Here is a 20,962-nt window from a genome sequence, read left to right as displayed (position 1 = left end):
GGCTCACGGTACCAGCGGCTTCTTGGCCGCCTGCTTGCCCTTGATTTCGGCCACGGTCTTGTCGATCGCCGACAGGCGGTAGTTGATGCCGGGGTGGTTGGCGGTGTAGCCGTTCAAGACCGAAGCGGGATACTGGCTGGCCAGCCGCTGCCAGAAGGCGCGCGCCTGCGCCGTGCTGAAGCCGGCCCGCGCCACCATGTACAGCGACAGCGAATCGGCCGCCGCGTCCAGTTCCTGCGGCATCGGCTTGATGCCGGCGCTGCCGATCAGCATCGACAGGTCCGGCCGCACCGCGACCAGGTTGTCGATGATGCTGCCGACCGTGTAGGCCGAGCGCGTCTTGGCGGCGTGGCCCAGCACATTGTGGGCGATGTCCTTGGCCAGCACGTAGGCGATGGCTTCGTCGGTTTGCGCGAAGTTGACCATGCCGCGCGTGATCATCACGCGCTGGCCGTCCGAGTAGGCGTTGATGTTGTCCGAATTGCCGATGTCGATCTTGAAGGCGCAGGCGCGCGTGACCGGCACCTTGAGCGCCTGGTTGCTGCCATTGCGTTCGACGATCAGGTTGAGCGACTGGTTGTTGGCCACGAGCGGGCCCAGCACGCCGGCCGCCTCGGTCTCGGCGTGCTGGCCGGTCGGCAGGCTTTTGCCCTCGGCCGCCAGCAGTACGTCGCCCTTGCGCAGGCCCACGCGGGCGGCGCCGCTGCCGGCCAGCACGCTGGCCACTTCCAGGCGGTCGCCGTAGTTCAGCACCGCCTGCGCGGCGTCGACGAATTCGCCCGAGTACGAGTATTTGTTCTTGGCGGTGAAGCCGAGCAGGTTGCGGGCCTGGTTGCGGCACAGGTCGGCGTTGTTGATCAACAGCGGACCGGCGATGCGGTACAGGCGGTCCTGCAGCGCCACCATCTGACCGAGCGCCTGGCGCGCGGCGGCCATCTTGGCGGTGACCACCGGGGCGCCTTCGTCGACCGTGCGCGCGACCACCGGACCCTGCGCGGGTTCGGCCGTCCTGGAGGTGAAGGTCGAACAGGCCGACAGCATCATGGCCGCGGCCAGCAGGGATATAGTGGCGAATTTCTTCGAATTGTGTTGCTGGACCATCCCTAGTCTCCGAGTTCTTTTAGTGTTTTCCGGTGCTTCCGAAACCGCCGGCACCGCGTTCGCTGGTGTCGAATTCTTCGACGACGTTGAAACCGACTTGCAGGACGGGAACAATAATCAGCTGCGCCAGGCGTTCCATCGGGTTCAGCGTGAACGCGCTGTTGCCCCTGTTCCATGTCGAGATCATCAACTGGCCCTGGTAATCGGAATCGATCAAGCCTACCAGATTCCCCAGTACGATGCCGTTCTTGTGGCCCATGCCGCTGCGCGGCAGGATCATGGCGGCGTAGCCCGGATCGGCGACGTGGATCGCCAGGCCGGTCGGGATCAGCACCGTCTGGCCGGCTTCGATGGTGAGCGGCGCGTCGATGCAGGCGCGCAGGTCGAGGCCCGCCGAACCCGGCGTGGCGTAGGCCGGCAACTGGTCTTTCATGCGCGGGTCGAGGATTTTGACGTCGATGTTTTTCATGCGTTGTGCTCTATTATTTTGCGAACAGCGAGTGCTGCGAGATGCGTTTGGAGATTTCGGAAATCAGCTGGCGCGCCAAGGTCAGTTTGTCGGCGCGCGGCAGGATGGTGTGGCCGTTTTCGTCGAACAGGATGATGGTGTTGTCGTCCTGGCCGAAGGTGTGGTGGCCGATGTTCCCGACCAGCAGCGGAATGCCTTTTTTCTCGCGTTTGTCGGCGCCGAACTGGATCAGGTTTTCCGATTCGGCGGCGAAGCCGACGCAGTACGGATGGCCGGCCAGCGAGGTGCGTGCGGCGACCGTGGCCAGGATGTCCGGGTTCTGTTCGAACTTCAGGTCCGGCACCGAGCCGTCCGGATTCTTCTTCAGTTTCTGTTCGCTGGAATTGGACACGCGCCAGTCGGCGACCGCCGCCACGGCGATGAAGATATGCTGGTGGTCGACATTGGCCAGCACCGCGTCGTGCATCTGCACCGCGCTTTGGACGTTGATGCGCTGCACGCCGAACGGCGCCGGCAGCGCCGTCGGACCGGACACCAGCACCACTTCGGCGCCGGCTTCGCGCGCCGCGCGCGCCACCGCGTAGCCCATCTTCCCGGACGACAGGTTGGTGATGCCGCGCACCGGGTCGATCGGCTCGAAGGTCGGGCCGGCGGTGATCAGGATGCGCTTACCGGCCAGCACTTTGGGCTGGAACGACGCGATCAGCTCTTCGAGCAGCTGCGCCGGTTCCAGCATGCGGCCCATGCCCACCTCGCCGCAGGCCTGGTCGCCGGCCGCCGGGCCGAAGATGACGATGCCATCTTCTTCGAGTTGGCGGGCGTTGCGCTGGGTGGCCGGGTTCTGCCACATTTCCACATTCATCGCCGGGGCCACCAGCAGCGGCACGCGGCGCGGACGCGCCAGGCACATGGTCGACAGCAGGTCGTCGCAAACGCCGTGCGCCAGCTTATACATAAAGTCGGCCGAGCAGGGCGCGATCAAAATCGCGTCGGCGTCGCGGGTGACGTCGATGTGGGCCATGTTGTTGTCGACGCGCGGGTCCCACTGGCTGCTGAACACCTTGTTGCCCGACAGGGCCTGCATGGTGACGGCGGTGATGAAGTGGGTGGCGGCGTCGGTCATCACCACCTGCACCGAGGCGCCGGCCTTGGTCAGCGCGCGGCACAGTTCCGCCGCCTTGTAGCAGGCCACGCCGCCGGACAGGCCGAGGACGATTTTTTTACCAGTCAATTCCATGATGCCGCTCTCCCGCTTATTTGTTCACGCGCCGCAGTTCGTCGAGGATGAACAGCGCCGCGCCGATGCAGATGGCCGCGTCGGCGATGTTAAACGCCGGGAAGTGGCCCCAGCCGGCCCAATGGAAATCGAGGAAGTCGATCACGTGGCCGTACAGCAGGCGGTCGATGACGTTGCCGACCGCGCCCCCGAGCACCAGCGACAGCGCCCACGAGAACATGCGTTGCCCACCGTGTTTTTTCAACAGGTAGATGATGTAGGCGGCGGCGGCGATGCCGATGCCGGTGAAGAAATAGCGCTGCCAGCCGCCGGCGTTGTGCAGGAAGCTGAAGGCCGCGCCCTTGTTATAGGCCAGCACCAGGTTGAAGAACGAGGTGATGAATTTTTCCTCGCCCAGCTGGAAGGTGCGGGTGATGGTGATCTTCGACAGCTGGTCGATCAGCATGACGATGAAGGCGATGCCGAGCCAGGGAATCAGGCTGGAGGACGACTTGGTCGGGAAGATTTTTTTAGTGGCCATAAAATATCAGAGAGGTTCGTGGCGACGGCGCCGCCGATCCGACCGCCGCGCGGTCGGAAATCGGCGGGCCCAATATTAAGCGAACTTGCGTTTTTCGCCCGCACCGAACAGATTGCTGTGGCAGCGGCCGCAGAGCGTCGGATGGTCCGCGTGGGCGCCGACGTCGGCGCGGTAGTGCCAGCAGCGCTCGCACTTCTCGGCCGTGGAGGCGGCCACTTCGACCGCTTCATCGGCGTCGGCCGCCACTTCGACGGCTTGCGCCAGCGACGTGATGAAGACGAATTTGAGGTCGTCCTCGAGGCTGGCCAGCAGCCGGTACTTGTCGCCGGCGGCCTTGATGGTCAGCTCGGCCTGCAGCGACGAACCGATCGCGCCCGAGGTGCGCAAGTCCTCCAATTGCTTGGTCACGTCGGTGCGCACCGCGCGCAGGGCCGTGTACTTGGCCAGCAGCGCCTCGGCGTCGGCCGGCTGCGGCAGCTGCCACCAGGTTTGCGTGAAGATGGTCTCGTCGCTGGCCCGGTACGCCTGCTCGCCGGCGAAGATGGCCCAGGCTTCCTCCGCCGTGAACGACAGCGCCGGCGCCATCAGGCGCAGCAGGCTTTGCGTGATGTGCCACAGCGCCGTCTGCGCCGAGCGGCGCGCGTGCGAACCGACGGCCGACGTGTACAGGCGGTCCTTGAGGATGTCGAGGTAGAAGCCGCCCAGGTCCTCCGAGCAGTAGTTCTGCAGCTTCGAATACACCGGCTGGAACTCGTACTGTTCGTAGTGGGCTTCCATCTCCTTCTGCAGCGCGGCCATGTTGGCGATCGCGTAGCGGTCGATCTCCAGCATCTCGGCCACCGGCACGGCGTCGCGCGCGTGATCGAAGTCCGAGATGTTCGCCAGCAGGAAGCGCAGCGTGTTGCGGATGCGGCGATAGGCTTCGGTCACGCGCTTGAGGATCTCGTCGGAGATCGACAGCTCGCCGGTGTAGTCGGTCGAGGCGATCCACAGGCGCAGGATGTCGGCGCCGAGCGTGTCGGAGATCTTCTGCGGCGCCAGCGTGTTACCCAGCGACTTGGACATCTTCTTGCCTTCGCCGTCGACGGTGAAGCCGTGCGTCAGCAGCGCCTTGTACGGCGGCGTGCCGTTGAGCATCGACGACGTCAGCAGCGACGAGTGGAACCAGCCGCGGTGCTGGTCCGAACCCTCCAGATACAGGTCGGCGGGGAAGGCCGACTGCTCCTTGTGCGAACCGCGCAGCACGGTCTGGTGGGTGGTGCCGGAATCGAACCAGACGTCGAGCGTGTCCTTGTTCTTGGCGTAGGCGGCCGCTTCGTCGCCGATCAGGTCTTTCAAATCCAGCGCGAGCCAGGCGTCGATGCCGCCCTTTTCGATCAGCCGGGCCACTTGCTCGAGCAGCTCCGGCGTGCGCGGATGCAGCGCGCCGGTTTCCTTGTGCACCACGAAGGCCATCGGCACGCCCCACTGGCGCTGGCGCGACAGGGTCCAGTCGGGACGGTTGGCGATCATGCCGTGCAGGCGCGCCTGGCCCCAGTCCGGGAAGAACTTGGTCTCGGCGATGCCTTTGAGCGCCGCTTCGCGCAACGTGGCGCCGCCGTCCTTCGGCTTGACGTCCATGCCGGCGAACCACTGCGACGTGGCGCGGTAGATGATCGGCGACTTGTGGCGCCAGCAGTGCATGTAGCTGTGGTCGAACATCTTGACCTCGAACAGCGCGCCGGCCTCGCGCAGCGCGTTGCAGATCGGCTTGGACGCCTCCCAGATCGTCATGCCGCCGAACAGCGGCAGCGCCGGGATGAATTTGCCGTCGCCCATGACCGGGGTCAGGATCTGGTCGTCGGCCATGCCGTGCGCCTTGCAGGAGATGAAGTCGTCCAGGCCATAGGCGGGCGCCGAGTGGACCACGCCGGTGCCGCTCTCGGTGGTCACGTAGTCGGCCAGGTACATCGGCGACAGGCGGTTGTAGAAAGTGTCTGCCGCGTGCAGCGGATGCAGGAAGCTGATGCCCGCCAGGTCTGCGCCCAGGCAGGTGGCGATCGTGACGCCCTCGAGCTTGAAGCGCGCCAGCGACGATTCGACCAGGTCCTGCGCCAGGATCAGCAGCAGCGGCTGGCCGTCGCGCGCGGTTTGCACCAGCGCGTACGTCACTTCCGGGTTGACGTTGAGCGCCTGGTTGGACGGGATGGTCCACGGCGTGGTGGTCCAGATGACGATGTAGCCTTCGTGGGTGGGCAGCTGGACCAGGTCGAAGGCGCTGGCGAGCTTGTCGAACTCGGCGAACTTGAAGCCGACGTCGATCGCCGGATCGCGCTTGTCCTGGTATTCGACCTCGGCCTCGGCCAAGGCCGACTGGCAATCGAAGCACCAGTTGACCGGCTTCAGGCCGCGGTAGACGTAGCCCTTGTCGAGCATCTTGCCGAGGGCGCGCAGTTCGTCGGCCTCGTTCGAGAAGTTCATCGTCAGGTAGGGATTGTTCCATTCGCCGAGCACGCCCAGGCGGATGAAGTCCTTGCGCTGGCGGTCGACCTGTTCGAGCGCGTAGGCGCGGGCCTTGGTCAGCACGTCGGCGGTCGGCAGGTTTTTGCCGTACAGTTTTTCGATCTGGATTTCGATCGGCATGCCGTGGCAATCCCAGCCCGGCACGTAGGGCGCGTCGAACCCGGCCAGCGAGCGCGATTTGACCACCATGTCCTTGAGGATCTTGTTGACGGCGTGGCCGAGGTGGATGTCGCCGTTGGCGTACGGCGGGCCGTCGTGCAGGATGAATTTCGGCCGGCCGGCGGCGGCCTTGCGCACGCGCTCGTAGACTTTCTTATCCTGCCATTGCTGCACCCAGCCCGGCTCGCGCTTGGCCATGTCGCCGCGCATCGGGAACGGGGTTTCGGTCATGTTGACCGGGTACTTGCTTTCAGGCTTCTTCGGGGCTTTGCTTTTATCGGACATGTTTTTTCTTCAGTGATGTATGCGGGAATTCTGTGTAGCCGGCGCGCGTAGCTGGTCGCGCGCTCAAATTCGGTCGGTGGCGTTGGTCGCGCTGACGAGGTCGCCGGAGGCGGCGGCCGCGCCGTCGCGCCGCGCGAAGTAGGCGCGGGCGATGTCGGCGTCGCGGTGGATGGCGGCCGTCAGCGTCGGCAGGTCGACGTATTTTTCCTCGTCGCGGATCTTTTGCAGGAATTCGACCCGCACCTGCCTGCCGTAGCAGCCCTGGTTGAAGTCGAACACGTGCACTTCCAGCAGGACGCGGCCGCTGTCGTCGACGGTCGGGCGCACGCCGAGGCTGGCGACGGCCGGCAGCGGCCGCTCGGCCAGGCCGTGCACCTGGACGATGAAAATGCCCGACAATGCCGGCCGGTGCGACACGCGCAGGTTCAGCGTGGGGAAGCCCAGCGTGCGGCCCAGCTTCTGGCCGTGGATCACGTGGCCGGAGATCGCGTACGGATGGCCCAGCAGCGCCTCGGCGTGGCCGAAGTCGCCTTCGGCGAGCGCGGCGCGCACGGCCGACGACGAGATGCGGGTGCTGCCGTTCATCACCGTCGGCAAGGTCTCGACGTGGAAGCCGTACTGTTTGCCCGCCTCGAGCAGCATCTGGACGTTGCCGGCGCGGCGCGCGCCGTAGCAAAAGTCGTCGCCGACCATCAGCCATTTGACGTGCAAGCCCTCGACCAGCACCTTTTCGGTGAATTCCTGCGGCGTCAGGGCGGCGAACGGCGCCGAGAAGTGCTCGACGATGACGCGGTCGATGCCGTTGTCGGACAGCGATTGCAGCTTGTCGCGCAGGTTGGCGATGCGCGGCGGCGCCTTGGACGGGTCGCCGGCCTTGTTGGCGAAAAATTCGCGCGGGTGCGGCTCGAAGGTCATCACCGCCGCTTCCAGGCCGAGGCCGGTGGCGGCGGCGCGCACGCGGGCCAGCAATGCCTGGTGGCCGAGGTGGACACCGTCAAAGTTGCCGATCGTAAGCGCGCACGGCGCGCGCGCCGCCGCGTTGGGGAGACCTCGAAATACCTTCATGGGAATCTGGGGGAACTGTCGCTAAATGGAGGATTATACGGTTTGTTTCGGCGATGCACATCCGCAATGGGCATGGGCGGGGGCGGGAACGGGCTTTTTGCCCGCTTTCCGGTCGCTGAAATGGAAAAAAGCGCCGCCTGCCGGAGCAGACAGCGCTTTCAGGGTCCCAACGCGGCCGGATTACGCGGCTTTGTTCAGGCCCAGCGTCCAGTAGCGGGCCAGGTCGGCGGTGCCGTCCGTGCCTTTGACCGATTTCAACGTCGACAACGCGGCCGATTTCTTGCCGGCGATCGATTGCGCGATACCGTAGTGCAGCTTGATCGCTTCCGGATTGCGGCCGGTGCCCAGCTTGACGGCTTGGTCCATCAGCGCCAGGCCCTTGTCGGCCTTGCCGGCGGACACCAGCGCGTAGCCCATGTTGGCCAGCGCGTCGGCGTCCTTGGCCTTGACGGCTTCGGCTTCGTCGGTGGCCTGCTTGGCGTCGAACTCGGCCTGGGTCTTGGCGGCCAGGTCTTTCAGACGCTGGTGGCGGGCGGCGTCGGAACCGGTGCCCAGCGCGCCTTTTTTGTAGCCTTCGTTGATGATCTTGATCGCTTCGGCCGGGTTACCCGCCTGCAGCGACAACTGGCTCATTTCCATGTACTCGGAAGGCTTGGTCAGCAGGCCGTTGGCCAGGCGCAGGCGCAGCACGTCGAGCGACAGGGTCGGCGAGAAGCCCGGCTTGGCCTGCACGCGTTGCAGCAGGTCGGCCCAGGTCTGTGGCTTCGGATAGCTGGCCGCCATGCGTTCCAGGGTCTGCACGTAGCCGGCCTTGTCGTTCTGCTTGAGCTGGATGTTGGCCAGCATGCCCAGCTGGGCTTCGTTCAGGTTCTTCGACGCTTGCAGTTCCTTGGCGGCCTCGGGGTATTTACCGCTGATGTAGTAGGTCTGGATCAGCAGTTCGTGCATGGCGCCGTCGTTCGGATTGTCCTTGAGCGCGCGCTGGATCCAGGTGATCGCTTTCGGATAATCCTTGATGCGGTAGTAGATACCGGCCAGCGCCTGGGTGAATTTCGGTTGTTCGGCGGCCGACAGCTTGCCCGAGTTGATCACGCTCTCGAAGGCGCGCGCGGCGGTGTCGTAGTCGCCGGCGGAGGCGGCGGCCGAGGCGCGGGTGCGTTCGATCAGATAGGTTTCGTTGGCGCTCTTGTTACCGACCGAGTCGGTTTCCTTCAGTTTTGCTACCGCTTCTTTGTTCTTTCCTGCCGCAGCCAGTTTCTGTGCTTCCTGCAATGGTTTGCCGATTTCAGCGCGCACCGCTTCGGCAGCGTAGGCGACCGACGAAAAACCTGCAATTGGAGCTGCTGCTGTAAAACCAATAGCGGCCATTACCAGGCCGAGATGAGCGAGACGAAACTTGGTCATGGGTAAGTTTTCTTTCTTCAAAATGCGAAATAGGCAGGAATGGTCCTGCCTATCGTTGAACATAGAACAAATTTATTGGAACTGTTCGTTGCCGACCAGGCCAATTTTGGTGACGCCGAGACGCTGCGCTGCCGCCATGACGCCGGCGACGGCCTTGTATTCGACCAGCTTGTTCGGACGCAGATGCACTTCCGGTTGGTCGGCTTGGGCCGCGACTTCGGTCAGTTTCGCTTCCAGGGATGCGCGGTCGGGAACGACGTTGTTATCCCACAGAATCGTACCGTCGAAGTCAACGTCGATCGTGATGACCACTGGGTCCTTGGTCGGTGGCGGCGGGGTGCCGACCGGCATGTTCAAGTTGACCGAGTGGTTGGCTTTCGGAATCGTAATGATCATCATGATAATCAGCACCAGCATCACGTCGATGAGGGGCGTCATATTCATTTCCATCATTGGTTCCGGATCCGCGCCGGCGGCCGCCGGAGAGCCGACATTCATACTCATGATGTTTCCTTTTAAGAAGGGCAGGCCGGGTTCCGGCCTGCGGTGCGCTAACGGGGATTAACCCTTATCAGGCGGTTCGGTGATGAAGCCGACCTTCTGGATACCAGCGCGCTGGGTAGTGAAAATAACCTTGCCGATCGCTTCGTAGCGTGTTTCTTGGTCGCCACGTACGTGTACTTCCGGCTGCGGCAATTTCACTGCTTCCACCTTCAGATTGTCGAACAGCTCATTCGCGTCGCGCATCTTCTTCTGGTTCCAGTAGATGTCGCCATCCTTGCTCACAACGATGTTGACATCTTCCGGCTTAGTCTGAATGACCTGGTTGGTTTCTTCTGGCAGCTTAATCTTGATCAGCTTCAGAACAACCGGGCTCGTGATCAGGAAGATAATCAGCAGAACCAACATGATGTCCACGAGGGGCGTCGTGTTGATTTCCGACATGACTTGATCTTCGTCTCCGCTATCGGAGCCTACGGACATCGACATGATTAATTATCCAATCTTTTTAGCGCCGGCCAGACGGCCAGCTTCGCTGGTGGACATCGCGCCCGAGATCAGCACCGAGTGCACGTCGGCCGAGAACGAACGGACATCTTCCATCGCGGCTTTGTTACGACGCACCAGCCAGTTGTAACCCAGAACGGCTGGAACGGCGACGAACAGACCGAAGGCGGTCATGATCAGTGCTTCACCGACCGGACCTGCAACCTTGTCGATCGAAGCGTTACCCGACATGCCGATGGCGATCAGCGCATTGTAAATACCCCACACGGTACCGAACAGACCGATGAACGGCGAGGTCGAACCGACGGTTGCCAGGAACGACAGGCCGTCTTGCAGACGCGACTGAACTTTGTCGACAGCGCGCTGGATCGACATCGTCACCCAGGTCGACAGGTCGATTTGTTCCAGCAGGGCGCCGTCATGGTGCACGGTGGCCTTGGTGCCGGTCTCGGCGATGAAGCGGAATGGCGAGCCTTCTTTCAGGGCAGCCGAACCAGCAGCGATCGACGATGCTTTCCAGAACTTGGCCGAGGTTTCTTTCGACTGTTTGAAGATCTTGGCCTGATCGATCAGCTTGGTGATGATGATGTACCACGAACCCATCGACATGATCGACAGGATGATCAGCGTGCCGCGCGAAACGAAGCCTGCGTCCCACACCGCCTTGAAGCCATATGGATTTTCCACTTCTTCATGGCCGCCGGCGGCTTTTGCCGGAGCTGCGTCTGCTGCTGGCGCAGCAGCGGCGTCGGCCGCCGGTGCTGGTGCTGCTGCCGCATCCGCTGGAGCGGCTGCTGGAGCCGAAGCTGCCGAGGCTGGCGCGTCAGCGAAAGCTGGGGCGCTTACCAGGGCGGTGGCTGCGGTCACGGAAAACAGCACAGCGGCCAGTACAGCGGACAAACGGGTATTCTTAAACATGCTTCCTCCAAATTGATAAAATAATCAGATCGCTGAATGTATGACAACGAAACTTACTAAGTGAGACGACACAGCTGTCTCGGTTTTTACTCCAGCGTCCAGACGTATTGCATCTGCATCCACGCTTCCGTCGGTTTCCCGTCGGTCAGACCCGGTTTGAAACGGCATTTGCTGATGCCGCTAACCGCTGCCTTGTCCAGATCCCTAAAGCCACTCGATTTGACGACTTTGGAGTCGGCAACGCGGCCATCGGCAGCAATCAGGAACGACAACGTCACCGTTCCCGTTTCTTCGTTACGCAGCGACGACTTCGGCCATTCCGGCTTGGCGCAAGTGCTGAAGTCGGCGACCGCGGCAACGTTGACAGCCTTGGCCGGACCAGGGGTCGGCGGCGCTGTTGGTGCCGGCGGCGCTTTCTGGATCTCGGTCGTCGGCGGCTTCACGTTGGTCGCGTTGGCGATCACGTTCTGCTGCGGCGGCGGCTGCTGCACGTTCACCTCGACTGGCGGGATGAATGGTGGCGGGGGAGCCTTCATCTCTGGCGGAGGTGGCGGTGGGGGGAGTTCCTTTGGTGGAGGAGGTGCTACTTCCTCGATGATCTTTGTCTCCACTGGGGCGACCATCTTTGCCACCAGGCGGGTTCCCAGGCCCGTTATGATTCCATAAGCAACCAGGACGTGCAACAAAACGACAATGGTAATGCCTGTAAAGTTCTTCCCGGTGCTTTTCTCGTTGTGCGTGAAATTCATGCCTGCTTTCTCCAATACCAACTCTTTTTGTTGCTACTAAACCCCAAAATGGCGACACAAAACAACAGCCGCATCCGGGACGTCGGCGAATTATACATACGAATTCTTGATTTTACATAGAATTTTCATCCCTAAAACCGGTTAAATTTCATAGGGTTTTCCTATGTGATAGCGCTCACTTTGCACCAAATTGGTTCACCGGGCAAGCGTGCACGGCGCAGAATTGGGGCATGGCAGGCTACCACGTTACTTAGTTTTCCCTTAAGCCCATTCACGGAATATTATCAGCGTAATTTTACTACCAACAGTTGATAATTTGGCCGCGAATGTTTCGTTCATGAAATTGTTGCGAGAGGTAATTTCTCAAAAGCCGTAAAAAGCTGTTGACTTCCCGACCGCGTCATGCATTTACCAAAAAAAACCGGGGCCAGAGCACCGCCCCTGACCCCGACTTAGACCTTGCAAGAGCCGTGCCTGACTTCGCACGGCCGCTCGCGAGCGCACTCTATATATGTTGGTCAACTTCCCCGGGCGCGTTTCTCCCGTTTGACCTCCATCGTGCTGACCACCTCGCCGTTCGGCGCCACCGTTTCCAGGTGGACGTCGAAGCCCCACAGCCGCGCCACATGCTTGAGCACCTCGCCGGCCTGCTGGTTCAGCGGACGGCGTTGGAACTGCGTGTGGCGCAACGTCAGGGCGCGGTCGTCGCGGGTATTGACCGACCAGACCTGGATGTTGGGCTCCCGATTGCCGAGATTATATTGTTCTGCAAGCTGCTGGCGCACGTAACGATAGCCGAGGTCGTCATGGATGGCCGAGATCGCCAGTTTCTCGTTGTTGTCGTCGTCGAGCACGGCGAAAAAGTGGAACTCGCGGATCAGCTTGGGCGACAGGTACTGGGCGATGAAGCTCTCGTCCTTGAAGTTGCGCATGGCGAAGTCGAGGGTCTTGCGCCAGTCGCTGCCGGCGATGTCTGGGAACCATTCGCGGTCCTCCGGGGTCGGGTTTTCGCAGATGCGGCGGATGTCCGTCATCATCGCGAAGCCGAGCGCGTACGGGTTGATGCCGCTGTAATAGGGGCTGTTGACGGGCGGCTGGTAGACCACGTTGGTATGGCTCTTGAGGAACTCCATCATGAAGCCGTCGGCGACCACGCCCTCGTCGTACAACTGGTTGAGGATGGTGTAATGCCAGAACGTGGCCCAGCCCTCGTTCATCACCTGGGTCTGGCGCTGCGGGTAGAAGTACTGGCTGATCTTGCGCACGATGCGCACCATCTCGCGCTGCCACGGCTCGAGCAGCGGCGCGTATTTCTCGATGAAGTACAGCAGGTTTTCCTCCGGCTCGGGCGGGAAGCGCGGCGCCGCCTTTTCGGCCTCCTCCTCCTCGCGCCGCGGCAGGGTGCGCCACAGGTCGTTGATCTGCGATTGCACGTACGCTTCGCGCTCCTTCTGGCGCGCCCGTTCCTCCATCATCGACAGCTTGGCCGGCCGCTTGTAGCGGTCGACGCCGTAGTTCTGGATCGCGTGGCAGGAGTCGAGCAGCAGCTCGACGGCGTCGATGCCGTGGCGCTGCTCGCACTCGGCGATGTAGTTCTTGGCGAACACCATGTAGTCGACGATGGCCTCGGCGTCGGTCCAGGTGCGGAACAGGTAATTGCCCTTGAAGAAGGAGTTGTGGCCGTAGGCCGCGTGCGCGATCACCAGCGCCTGCATGGTCAGGCTGTTCTCCTCCATTAAATAGGCGATGCACGGGTCGGAGTTGATGACGATCTCGTAGGCCAGGCCCATCTGGCCGCGCTTGTAGCCCTTTTCGGTCGACAGGAAATGCTTGCCGAACGACCAGTGGTTGTACGACACCGGCATGCCGACCGACGTGTAGGCGTCCATCATCTGCTCGGCGGTGATGATCTCGAGCTGGTTCGGATAGGTGTCGAGCCCGAAGTTCTCGGCGACCCGGCGGATTTCCTGGTGGGCCTGTTCGATCAGTTCGAACGTCCATTCGGACTGCTCGGGCAGGGCGCGCGGATGGCGCGGCTTGGGGGAGGGCTGGTGCGTCATGTCGTTCATGGGGCGCTCGCTAGGTGGGCGGCCGGCGCGGCCGCCTATTTCGGCTGTTTCTTGAACAGTTCGCGGAACACCGGATAGATATCGGCCGGCGTGACTATTTTCTGCATGGCGAAGTTGGCGTGGTGGTCCGGGATCTGCGAGTACTGCTCCCACAGGTTTTGCGGCGGGCCGTCGGTGATCTCGACATAGGTGTAGTACTGCACCTTGGGCATGATGGTGTTGATCAGCAGTTGCCGGCACAGCACCGAATCGTTGTCCCAGTTGTCGCCGTCCGACGCCTGCGCCACGTAGCTGTTCCAGCTGCCGGCGCCGTAGCGCTCCTCGATGATCTTGTCGAGCAGGTGCAGCGCCGACGACACCACCGTGCCGCCCGATTCGCGCGAGTGGAAGAATTCCTCCTCGTCGACCTCGGCGGCGGCCGTGTGGTGGCGGATGAAGACCACGTCGATCTTGTCGTAGACGCGCTTGAGGAACAGGTACAGCAGGATGAAGAAGCGCTTGGCCGTGTCCTTGCGGGTCTCGTCCATGGAGCCGGACACGTCCATGATGCAGAACATCACCGCCTGCGTCATCGGCTTGGGCACCTTGATGCGGTTGCTGTAGCGCAGGTCGAACGGGTCGATGAAGGGGATCGCCAGCAAGCGCGTGTGCAGGTGGTGAATTAATTTCTTAAGCTCCAGCACGTGCGGGGCGTCGAGCGCCTCGCCGTCGCGCAGCAGTTGCTCGAGCTCGGCTTCGGCTTCCTGCAGCCGCTTGCGCGAGTTGCCGCCGACGGCGATGCGCCGGCCGAGCGCGCCGCGCAGCGAGCGCAGCACGTGGATGTTGGACGGCGTGCCCGACATGTTGTAGCCGGCGCGCTGGTTCTTGAATTCGGTCGTCGCGGTCAGCTGCGTCTTGACCATGTGCGGCAGTTCCAAGTCCTCGAAGAAATAGTTCATGAACTCTTCGCGCGACAGCTCGAAGATGAAGTCATCCTCGGTCATCTGGTCGCTGTTGCCGGCCTTGCCGCGGCCGGAGCCGGCGCCGCCCTTGGGCCGGTTGATCAGGTCGCCTTTCTGGTATTCCTGGTTGCCGGGGTTGATGGTTTCCCACACGCCGCCATGGGCGTGGCCGAACGAGGGCTCGCCCACGTCCTTGACGGGGATCGAGACCTTCTCGCCGTTTTCAATGTCGGTGATGGAGCGGCCCTTGATGGCCCGTCCCACCGCGTCCTTGATCTGCGACTTGTAGCGCCGCAAGAAGCGCTCGCGGTTGACCGCGGATTTGTTCTTGCCCTGCAAACGTCGATCGATGAGGTAAGTCAAAAGATGCCTCCTGCTGCGATGGGTCGGCGCCGCGCCGGCCGCCGCCGTGGCGGGTCGGCGCGGCTGCGGCAATACTGCTTAAGAGGACTTCCTCACGCGCAAATACCATTCGCACAGCAAACGGACCTGTTTGGCCGTGTAGCCTTTTTCCACCATGCGCGCGACGAAGTCGGCGTGCTTGTTGGCGTCCTCGGCGCTGGCCTTGGCGTTAAAGGAGATCACCGGCAGCAGTTCCTCCGTATTGGAGAACATCTTCTTCTCGATCACCGTGCGGAATTTCTCATAACTGGTCCAGGCGGGATTCTTGCCGCCGTTATTGGCGCGCGCCCGCAGGCCGAAGTTGACGATCTCGTTGCGGAAATCCTTGGGATTCGAAATGCCGGCCGGCTTCTCGATCTTCTCGAGCTCGTTGTTGAGCGACTCGCGGTCGAAGCTCTCGCCGGTGTCCGGATCGCGGTATTCCTGGTCCTGGATCCAGAAGTCGGCGAACGTGACATAGCGGTCGAAGATGTTCTGGCCGTATTCGGAATAGCTTTCCAGGTACGCGGTCTGGATTTCCTTGCCGATGAACTCGACATATTTCTGCGCCAGGTGCTCCTTGATGTACGAGAAGTATTTCTGCTCGGTCTCGGGCGGGAACTGCTCGCGTTCGACCTGCTGCTCGAGCACGTATAACAGGTGCACCGGATTGGCCGCCACCTCGGTGTTGTCGAAGTTGAAGACCTTCGACAGGATCTTGAACGCGAAGCGCGTCGACAGCCCGTTCATGCCCTCGTCGACGCCGGCGTAGTCGACGTACTCGTGCATGGACTTGGCCTTCGGATCGGTGTCCTTGAGGTTTTCGCCATCGTAGACCAGCATCTTGCTGAAGATGCTGGAATTTTCCGGGTCCTTCAGGCGCGACAGGATCGCGAACTGCGCCATCATCTTCAAGGTGCCGGGCGCGCACGGGGCCTGGTACAGCGACGAGTTGGCCACGAGCTTGTCGTAGATCTTGATCTCGTCGGTCACGCGCAGGCAGTACGGCACTTTGACGATGTAGATACGGTCGAGGAACGCTTCGTTGTTGCGGTTGTTGCGGAAGGTTTTCCATTCGGACTCGTTCGAGTGGGCCAGGATGATGCCGTCGAACGGGATCGCGCCGAAGCCCTCGGTGCCCTTGTAGTTGCCTTCCTGCGTGGCCGTCAGCAGCGGGTGCAGCACCTTGATCGGCGCCTTGAACATCTCGACGAATTCCATCAAGCCCTGGTTGGCCAGGCACAGGCCGCCCGAGTAGCTGTAGGCGTCCGGATCGTCCTGCGAATAATCCTCGAGCTTGCGGATGTCGACCTTGCCGACCAGCGAGGAGATGTCCTGGTTGTTTTCGTCGCCCGGCTCGGTCTTGGAAATGGCCACCTGTTTCAACACGGACGGGTAGCGCTTGACCACGCGGAACTGGTTGATGTCGCCGTTGAATTCGTGCAGGCGCTTGACGGCCCACGGGCTGGGGATGTTGCGCAGGTAGCGGCGCGGGATGCCGTAATCCTCTTCCAGCAGCACGCCGTCCTCTTCCTCGTTGAACAGGCCGAGCGGCGATTCGTTGACCGGCGAGCCCTTGAGGCAATAGAAGGGCACGTGTTCCATCAGCGACTTGAGCTTTTCGGCGATCGACGATTTGCCGCCGCCCACCGGACCGAGCAGGTAAAGGATCTGCTTGCGTTCCTCCAGGCCCTGGGCGGCGTGGCGGAAGTAGGAAACCACCTGCTCGATCACTTCCTCGGTGCCGTAGAACTCGCGGAACGCGGGATAGATCTTGATGACCTTGTTGGCAAAAATGCGCGACAGCCGGGTATCGTTGCGGGTGTCGACCAGGGTTGGTTCGCCGATGGCGGCCAACATGCGCTCGGGGGCGCTCGCGTAGGTGAGTCGATCTTTTTTGCAGAGGTCGAGATATTCCTTCATCGACATCTCTTCTTCCTTGGTCCGTTCGTACCGTGCGGCGTAGTTGTCAAAAATGGTCATTTGGGTGTCCTTTAATGTAAGCCTACCAGTCACGGGTCACCGGCAGTTACGGCTGCCCTGGCCCTAATTCGTGTGTTCCCTTTCGATCTTGTTTTTCTTGTCTCCAGCTTCCTTTGATGGCACGGATTGCCCGTGTCCTTGAGCTGGCTTTATTGCCGCTGGCTGCATGCCGGTGGACGGCTTTTATGTGTCGGTCGTAATGCTTCTTACGTCTATGAAATTTATTATTGCTCTATTGCCGCAGGAAGTCAAAAGATATGTCGTAATATCGTTAATACTCTTTCGTAACATGCTGATTTTAAAGAATATTATTGCGAAATTTTTGACGTTTCCCGTGAGTTGAATGGCATTTTTTTCGCTCGTTTTTACCACACTAATGCCACAGTATCACGCCTGTGCGCGCCGTGCCGATCGCGCCTCGTAATAGATAAATTTTGCCGCAACCCGGCGCCCGCTGTCGCACCGCGCGAAGCGCCGCGGTGAGCCCGACGCCGGGATAAGATAAGATGTCCAGCTAGCGTCACCCCTCTCGCCACCCGTACCAGGAAAAAGAACATGTTGAACCCACAATTGCGCGCCGTCCTCGAGGGCATGCCCAAGGCCGAACTGCACATCCATATCGAAGGCTCGCTGGAGCCGGAACTGATCTTCGCGCTGGCCAAGCGCAACAACGTCAGCTTGCCATATGCGTCGGTCGAGGCTTTGCGCGCCGCCTATGCCTTCACCGATTTGCAATCGTTCCTCGATATTTACTACGCGGGCGCCAGCGTGCTGCTGCAAGAGCAGGACTTCTACGACATGACGGCCGCCTACCTCCAGCGCGCCGCGGCCGACAACGTGCGCCACGCCGAGATCTTCTTCGATCCGCAAACGCACACGGCGCGCGGCGTGCCGATCAAGACCGTCATCGACGGCATCTACCGCGCCTGCCAGGACAGCCCGGTCAGCGCCACCTTGATCCTGAGCTTCCTGCGCCACCTGTCGGAGGAGGACGCCTTCGCCACGTTGGAGGAGGCGCTGCCGTACCGCGACAAGTACCTGGGCATCGGCCTCGATTCATCCGAGCTCGGCAATCCGCCGGAGAAATTCGCCCGCGTGTTCGCGCGCTGCAAGGAGCTCGGCTTCCGCCTGGTCGCCCATGCCGGCGAGGAAGGCCCGCCGGCATACATCGAAACGGCGCTCGACGTGCTCAAGGTCGAGCGCATCGACCACGGCGTGCGCTGCCTCGACGACGCCGCGCTGACGCAGCGCCTGGCGCGCGAGCGGATCGCGCTGACCGTGTGTCCGTTGTCCAACGTCAAGCTGTGCGTGTTCCAGCACATGGGCCAGCACAACCTGCTCGAGCTGCTCGACGCCGGCATCGTGGCGACCGTCAACTCCGACGACCCGGCCTATTTCGGCGGCTATATGAACGACAACTTCATCGCCACCTTCGAAGCCTTGCCGCTGGGCCTGTCCCACGCGCAGCGGCTGGCGCGCAACGGCTTCACCGCCGCCTTCCTGCCGCCCGCCGAGAAACAGAAGTTCCTCGACGAGGTGGACGCCTACTTCGCCGCGGCCGCCGTCTAAGCACCGGATCGACACCAAGGGTCACACCAATGTTCAAGCTTGCCCTGAAAATGACGGCGCGCGACTGGCGCGCCGGCCAGTTGCGCTTCCTGCTGATCGCGCTGACGGTGGCGGTGGCCGCGTTGTCGGCCACCGGTTTCTTCGTCGACCGCCTGCGTAGCGGCCTCGACCGGGACGCGCACCAGTTGCTGGGCGCCGACGTCGTCATCAGCGCCGACAATCCCGTGCCTGCCGCGTGGCGCGCCGAGGCGCTGCGGCGCGGCCTGGTGGCGACCGACACCGTGGTCTTCCCCAGCATGGCGCAGGCGGGCGCGGGCGAACAGTCGACCTCGATGCTGGCCTCGCTCAAGGCGGTCGGCCCCGGCTATCCGCTGCGCGGCAAGCTGAAGCTGACCACCGATCCGGCCCGGGCCGATCAAAGCGACGGCGCCCCGGCCGCCGGCATTCCCGCGCCCGGCACCGTGTGGATCGACGCCGGCCTGCTCGGCAGCCTGAACACCAACATCGGCGACGAGCTCAAACTGGGCGACAAAAGCTTCAAGATCGCCCAGCTGATCGCCTCGGAGCCGGATCGCGGCGCCAACTTCCTGGCGTTCGCGCCGCGCGTGATGCTGGCGCTGCAGGACCTGCCGGCGACCGACCTGATCCAGCCCGGCTCGCGCGTGACCTACCGCCTGCTGCTGGCGGCGCCGGCGACGCTGGACAACGGCCCGGCCGTCGCCGCGTCGTTGCAGAAATGGCTCGACGACAAGATCAAGGCCGACAACATCAAGGGCGTGCGCGTCGAGTCGCTGGAAAACGGCCGTCCCGAAATGCGCAACACGCTGGACCGCGCCGACCGTTTCCTGTCGCTGGTGGGCCTGCTGTCGGCGATGCTGGCGGCCGTCGCCGTGGCGATGGCGGCGCGCCGCTTCATGCAGCGCCATCTGGACGCCTGCGCCATGCTGCGCTGCCTGGGCCTGACGCAGAACCAGGTCACCGCGATGTACCTGTATGAATTCCTGATGGTCGGCCTGGCCGGCAGCGCCATCGGCGTGGCGGTCGGCTTCGGCGCGCACTACGTGCTGCTCGAGGTGCTGGGCAAGCTGGTGTCGGCCGACCTGCCGGGGCCGACGATCTATCCGGCGCTGCAGGGCCTGGCCATCGGCATGCTGCTGCTGGCCGCGTTCGCGCTGCCGCCGATCCTGCAATTGCGCAAGGTGCCGCACAACCGCGTGATCCGCCGCGAGCAGGAGCCGCCGCAGGTGGCGGCGCTGGCCACCTACGGCCTGGGCATGGGCGGCTTCGGCTTGCTGCTGCTGTGGCAGGCTGGCGACGCCCAGCTGGCCGGGTACACGGCGGCCGGCTTCCTCGGCGCCTTCGTCGTGTTCGGGCTGGTGGCGTGGCTGGGGTTGAAGGCGCTCAAGCCGCTGCGCGGCGCCATCGACCATCAAAGCTGGCGCTTCGCCATCACGTCGCTGCAACGGCGTCCGGGGGCGACCATCGTGCAGGTGGTGTCGTTGGCGCTGGGCATGATGGCGCTGCTGGTGCTGACCGTGGTGCGCGAGGATTTGATGTCGGCCTGGCGCAACGCCACGCCGCCGGACGCGCCGAACCGGTTCATCATCAATATCCAGCCGGAACAGCGCGAGCAGGTCGCCAAGCGGCTGGAGGCGGCCGGCGTCGGCTACGCGCCGCAGTATCCGATGATACGCGGCCGCCTGACGGCGGTGAACGGCCAGCCGGTCACGGCGGAAACGTACACCGAGGACCGCGCGCGCGGCCTGGCCGACCGCGAGTTCAATCTGTCGACGATGGCGCGGATGCAGGCCGAGAACAAGATCAGCGCCGGCAAGTGGTTCGCCGACACGCCCGGTTCGGCCGAGGCGTCGGTGGAGGAGGGCATCGCCAAGACCTTGCGCTGGAAGCTGGGCGACAAGTTGCGCTTCGACATAGCCGGCGCGCCGGTCGACGTCACCATCACCAGCCTGCGCAAGCTGGAGTGGGGATCGATGCGGGTCAATTTCTTCGTGATCATCAATCCGGCGGCGATGATGGAAGTGTCGCAAAGCTGGATCACGGCGTTCCACCTGCCGCCGCAACAGGGCGGCGTGATGAACGCGCTGACGCGCGATTTCCCGAACTTGACCATTGTCGATGTCGGCGGCCTGCTGCGGCAGGTGCAGTCGGTGCTGGACCAGGTGGTGACGGCGATCGAGTTCCTGTTCATCTTCACGCTGGCCTCCGGCTTGCTGGTGCTGTACGCGGCGTTGATGGGATCGCAGGATGAGCGCACCCGCGAGTCCGGGCTGTTGCGGGCGCTGGGGGCCACGCGCAAGCAATTGTCGCAGGCGCAGTTGATCGAGTTCTCGCTGGTCGGCGCGCTGTCGGGCGTGCTGGCGGCGACCGGCGCGGCGGCCATGGGATGGGCGCTGGCGACGTATCAGTTCAAGTTCGCCTGGGCGTTCAGTCCGTCGGTGTGGCTGGTCGGATTGGTGGCCGGCGCGGCGTGCGCGATCGCCGGTGGCTGGCTGGGCTTGCGCAACGTGCTGCGCCAGCCGCCGTTGCAAACCTTGCGCGAGGCGTAATCGCCAGCGGCAAGCCGCCGGCGTCGGCGGCTTGT

The 20,962-nt window shown here is 62.9% G+C and carries 16 protein-coding genes; 2 read left to right on the top strand and 14 right to left on the bottom strand.

Going from position 1 to position 20,962, the window contains the following annotated elements; all coding sequences use genetic code 11:
• Nucleotides 1-3: 3 nt before the first annotated feature.
• The 14 genes from BMX85_RS19780 to BMX85_RS19715 all read right to left on the bottom strand — a co-directional run bounded on the left by BMX85_RS19780 (nt 4) and on the right by BMX85_RS19715 (nt 16,791).
• A complete protein-coding gene (locus tag BMX85_RS19780) occupies nt 4-1,101 on the bottom strand; it encodes a M48 family metalloprotease (protein WP_090322618.1) in 1,098 nt (365 codons plus the stop codon).
• A gap of 19 nt (nt 1,102-1,120) precedes the next feature.
• Nucleotides 1,121-1,570, bottom strand: a complete 450-nt coding sequence (gene dut / locus BMX85_RS19775) for a dUTP diphosphatase (RefSeq protein WP_090322612.1) — start codon at nt 1,568-1,570, stop codon at nt 1,121-1,123.
• A 13-nt stretch (nt 1,571-1,583) separates the two neighbouring features.
• Nucleotides 1,584-2,807, bottom strand: coding sequence for a bifunctional phosphopantothenoylcysteine decarboxylase/phosphopantothenate--cysteine ligase CoaBC (gene coaBC, locus BMX85_RS19770; RefSeq protein WP_177196830.1), 1,224 nt, complete (start codon nt 2,805-2,807; stop codon nt 1,584-1,586).
• Between the two features lie 16 nt (nt 2,808-2,823).
• Nucleotides 2,824-3,327, bottom strand: a complete 504-nt coding sequence (gene lspA / locus BMX85_RS19765) for a signal peptidase II (RefSeq protein WP_090322605.1) — start codon at nt 3,325-3,327, stop codon at nt 2,824-2,826.
• A 75-nt stretch (nt 3,328-3,402) separates the two neighbouring features.
• Nucleotides 3,403-6,273: an isoleucine--tRNA ligase gene (gene ileS / locus BMX85_RS19760; protein WP_090322602.1), complete on the bottom strand. Its 2,871-nt coding sequence runs from the start codon at nt 6,271-6,273 to the stop codon at nt 3,403-3,405.
• A gap of 63 nt (nt 6,274-6,336) precedes the next feature.
• Entirely contained in the window at nt 6,337-7,338 is a 1,002-nt protein-coding gene (locus BMX85_RS19755; RefSeq protein ID WP_090322598.1) for a bifunctional riboflavin kinase/FAD synthetase, read from the bottom strand.
• Nucleotides 7,339-7,518: 180 nt separating this feature from the next.
• Nucleotides 7,519-8,742 (bottom strand): tetratricopeptide repeat protein, encoded by a 1,224-nt coding sequence (locus tag BMX85_RS19750; RefSeq protein ID WP_229210576.1) that lies wholly within the window; start codon nt 8,740-8,742, stop codon nt 7,519-7,521.
• 72 nt (nt 8,743-8,814) lie between these two features.
• The gene (locus BMX85_RS19745; protein WP_177196829.1) at nt 8,815-9,246 is read right to left on the bottom strand and encodes an ExbD/TolR family protein; all 432 of its coding nucleotides are present in this window, start codon (nt 9,244-9,246) and stop codon (nt 8,815-8,817) included.
• A 57-nt stretch (nt 9,247-9,303) separates the two neighbouring features.
• Entirely contained in the window at nt 9,304-9,732 is a 429-nt protein-coding gene (locus BMX85_RS19740; protein ID WP_090322587.1) for an ExbD/TolR family protein, read from the bottom strand.
• A gap of 6 nt (nt 9,733-9,738) precedes the next feature.
• Nucleotides 9,739-10,668, bottom strand: a complete 930-nt coding sequence (locus tag BMX85_RS19735) for a MotA/TolQ/ExbB proton channel family protein (protein ID WP_218147382.1) — start codon at nt 10,666-10,668, stop codon at nt 9,739-9,741.
• 86 nt (nt 10,669-10,754) lie between these two features.
• Nucleotides 10,755-11,417, bottom strand: a complete 663-nt coding sequence (locus BMX85_RS19730) for an energy transducer TonB (RefSeq protein ID WP_090323785.1) — start codon at nt 11,415-11,417, stop codon at nt 10,755-10,757.
• A gap of 518 nt (nt 11,418-11,935) precedes the next feature.
• Nucleotides 11,936-13,486 carry a SpoVR family protein gene (locus tag BMX85_RS19725; RefSeq protein WP_090322583.1) on the bottom strand — a complete coding sequence of 517 codons (1,551 nt, stop codon included), beginning with the start codon at nt 13,484-13,486 and terminating at the stop codon, nt 11,936-11,938.
• 35 nt (nt 13,487-13,521) lie between these two features.
• Entirely contained in the window at nt 13,522-14,790 is a 1,269-nt protein-coding gene (locus BMX85_RS19720) for a YeaH/YhbH family protein (protein WP_090322580.1), read from the bottom strand.
• A gap of 78 nt (nt 14,791-14,868) precedes the next feature.
• Nucleotides 14,869-16,791 (bottom strand): PrkA family serine protein kinase, encoded by a 1,923-nt coding sequence (locus BMX85_RS19715; RefSeq protein WP_090322575.1) that lies wholly within the window; start codon nt 16,789-16,791, stop codon nt 14,869-14,871.
• Between the two features lie 555 nt (nt 16,792-17,346).
• Here BMX85_RS19715 and BMX85_RS19710 point away from each other — a divergent pair.
• Together BMX85_RS19710 and BMX85_RS19705 are read left to right on the top strand one after the other, a co-directional pair.
• Nucleotides 17,347-18,360 (top strand): adenosine deaminase, encoded by a 1,014-nt coding sequence (locus tag BMX85_RS19710; RefSeq protein WP_090322571.1) that lies wholly within the window; start codon nt 17,347-17,349, stop codon nt 18,358-18,360.
• Nucleotides 18,361-18,389: 29 nt separating this feature from the next.
• On the top strand, nt 18,390-20,927 hold the full coding sequence (locus tag BMX85_RS19705; RefSeq protein ID WP_090322568.1) for an ABC transporter permease: 2,538 nt from the start codon (nt 18,390-18,392) through the stop codon (nt 20,925-20,927).
• Nucleotides 20,928-20,962 lie beyond the last annotated feature (35 nt).

The organism is Duganella sp. CF517, from assembly GCF_900110275.1.
Taxonomy (GTDB): Bacteria; Pseudomonadota; Gammaproteobacteria; order Burkholderiales; family Burkholderiaceae_D; genus Rugamonas.
This window is presented reverse-complemented; position numbering and strand designations above follow the sequence as displayed.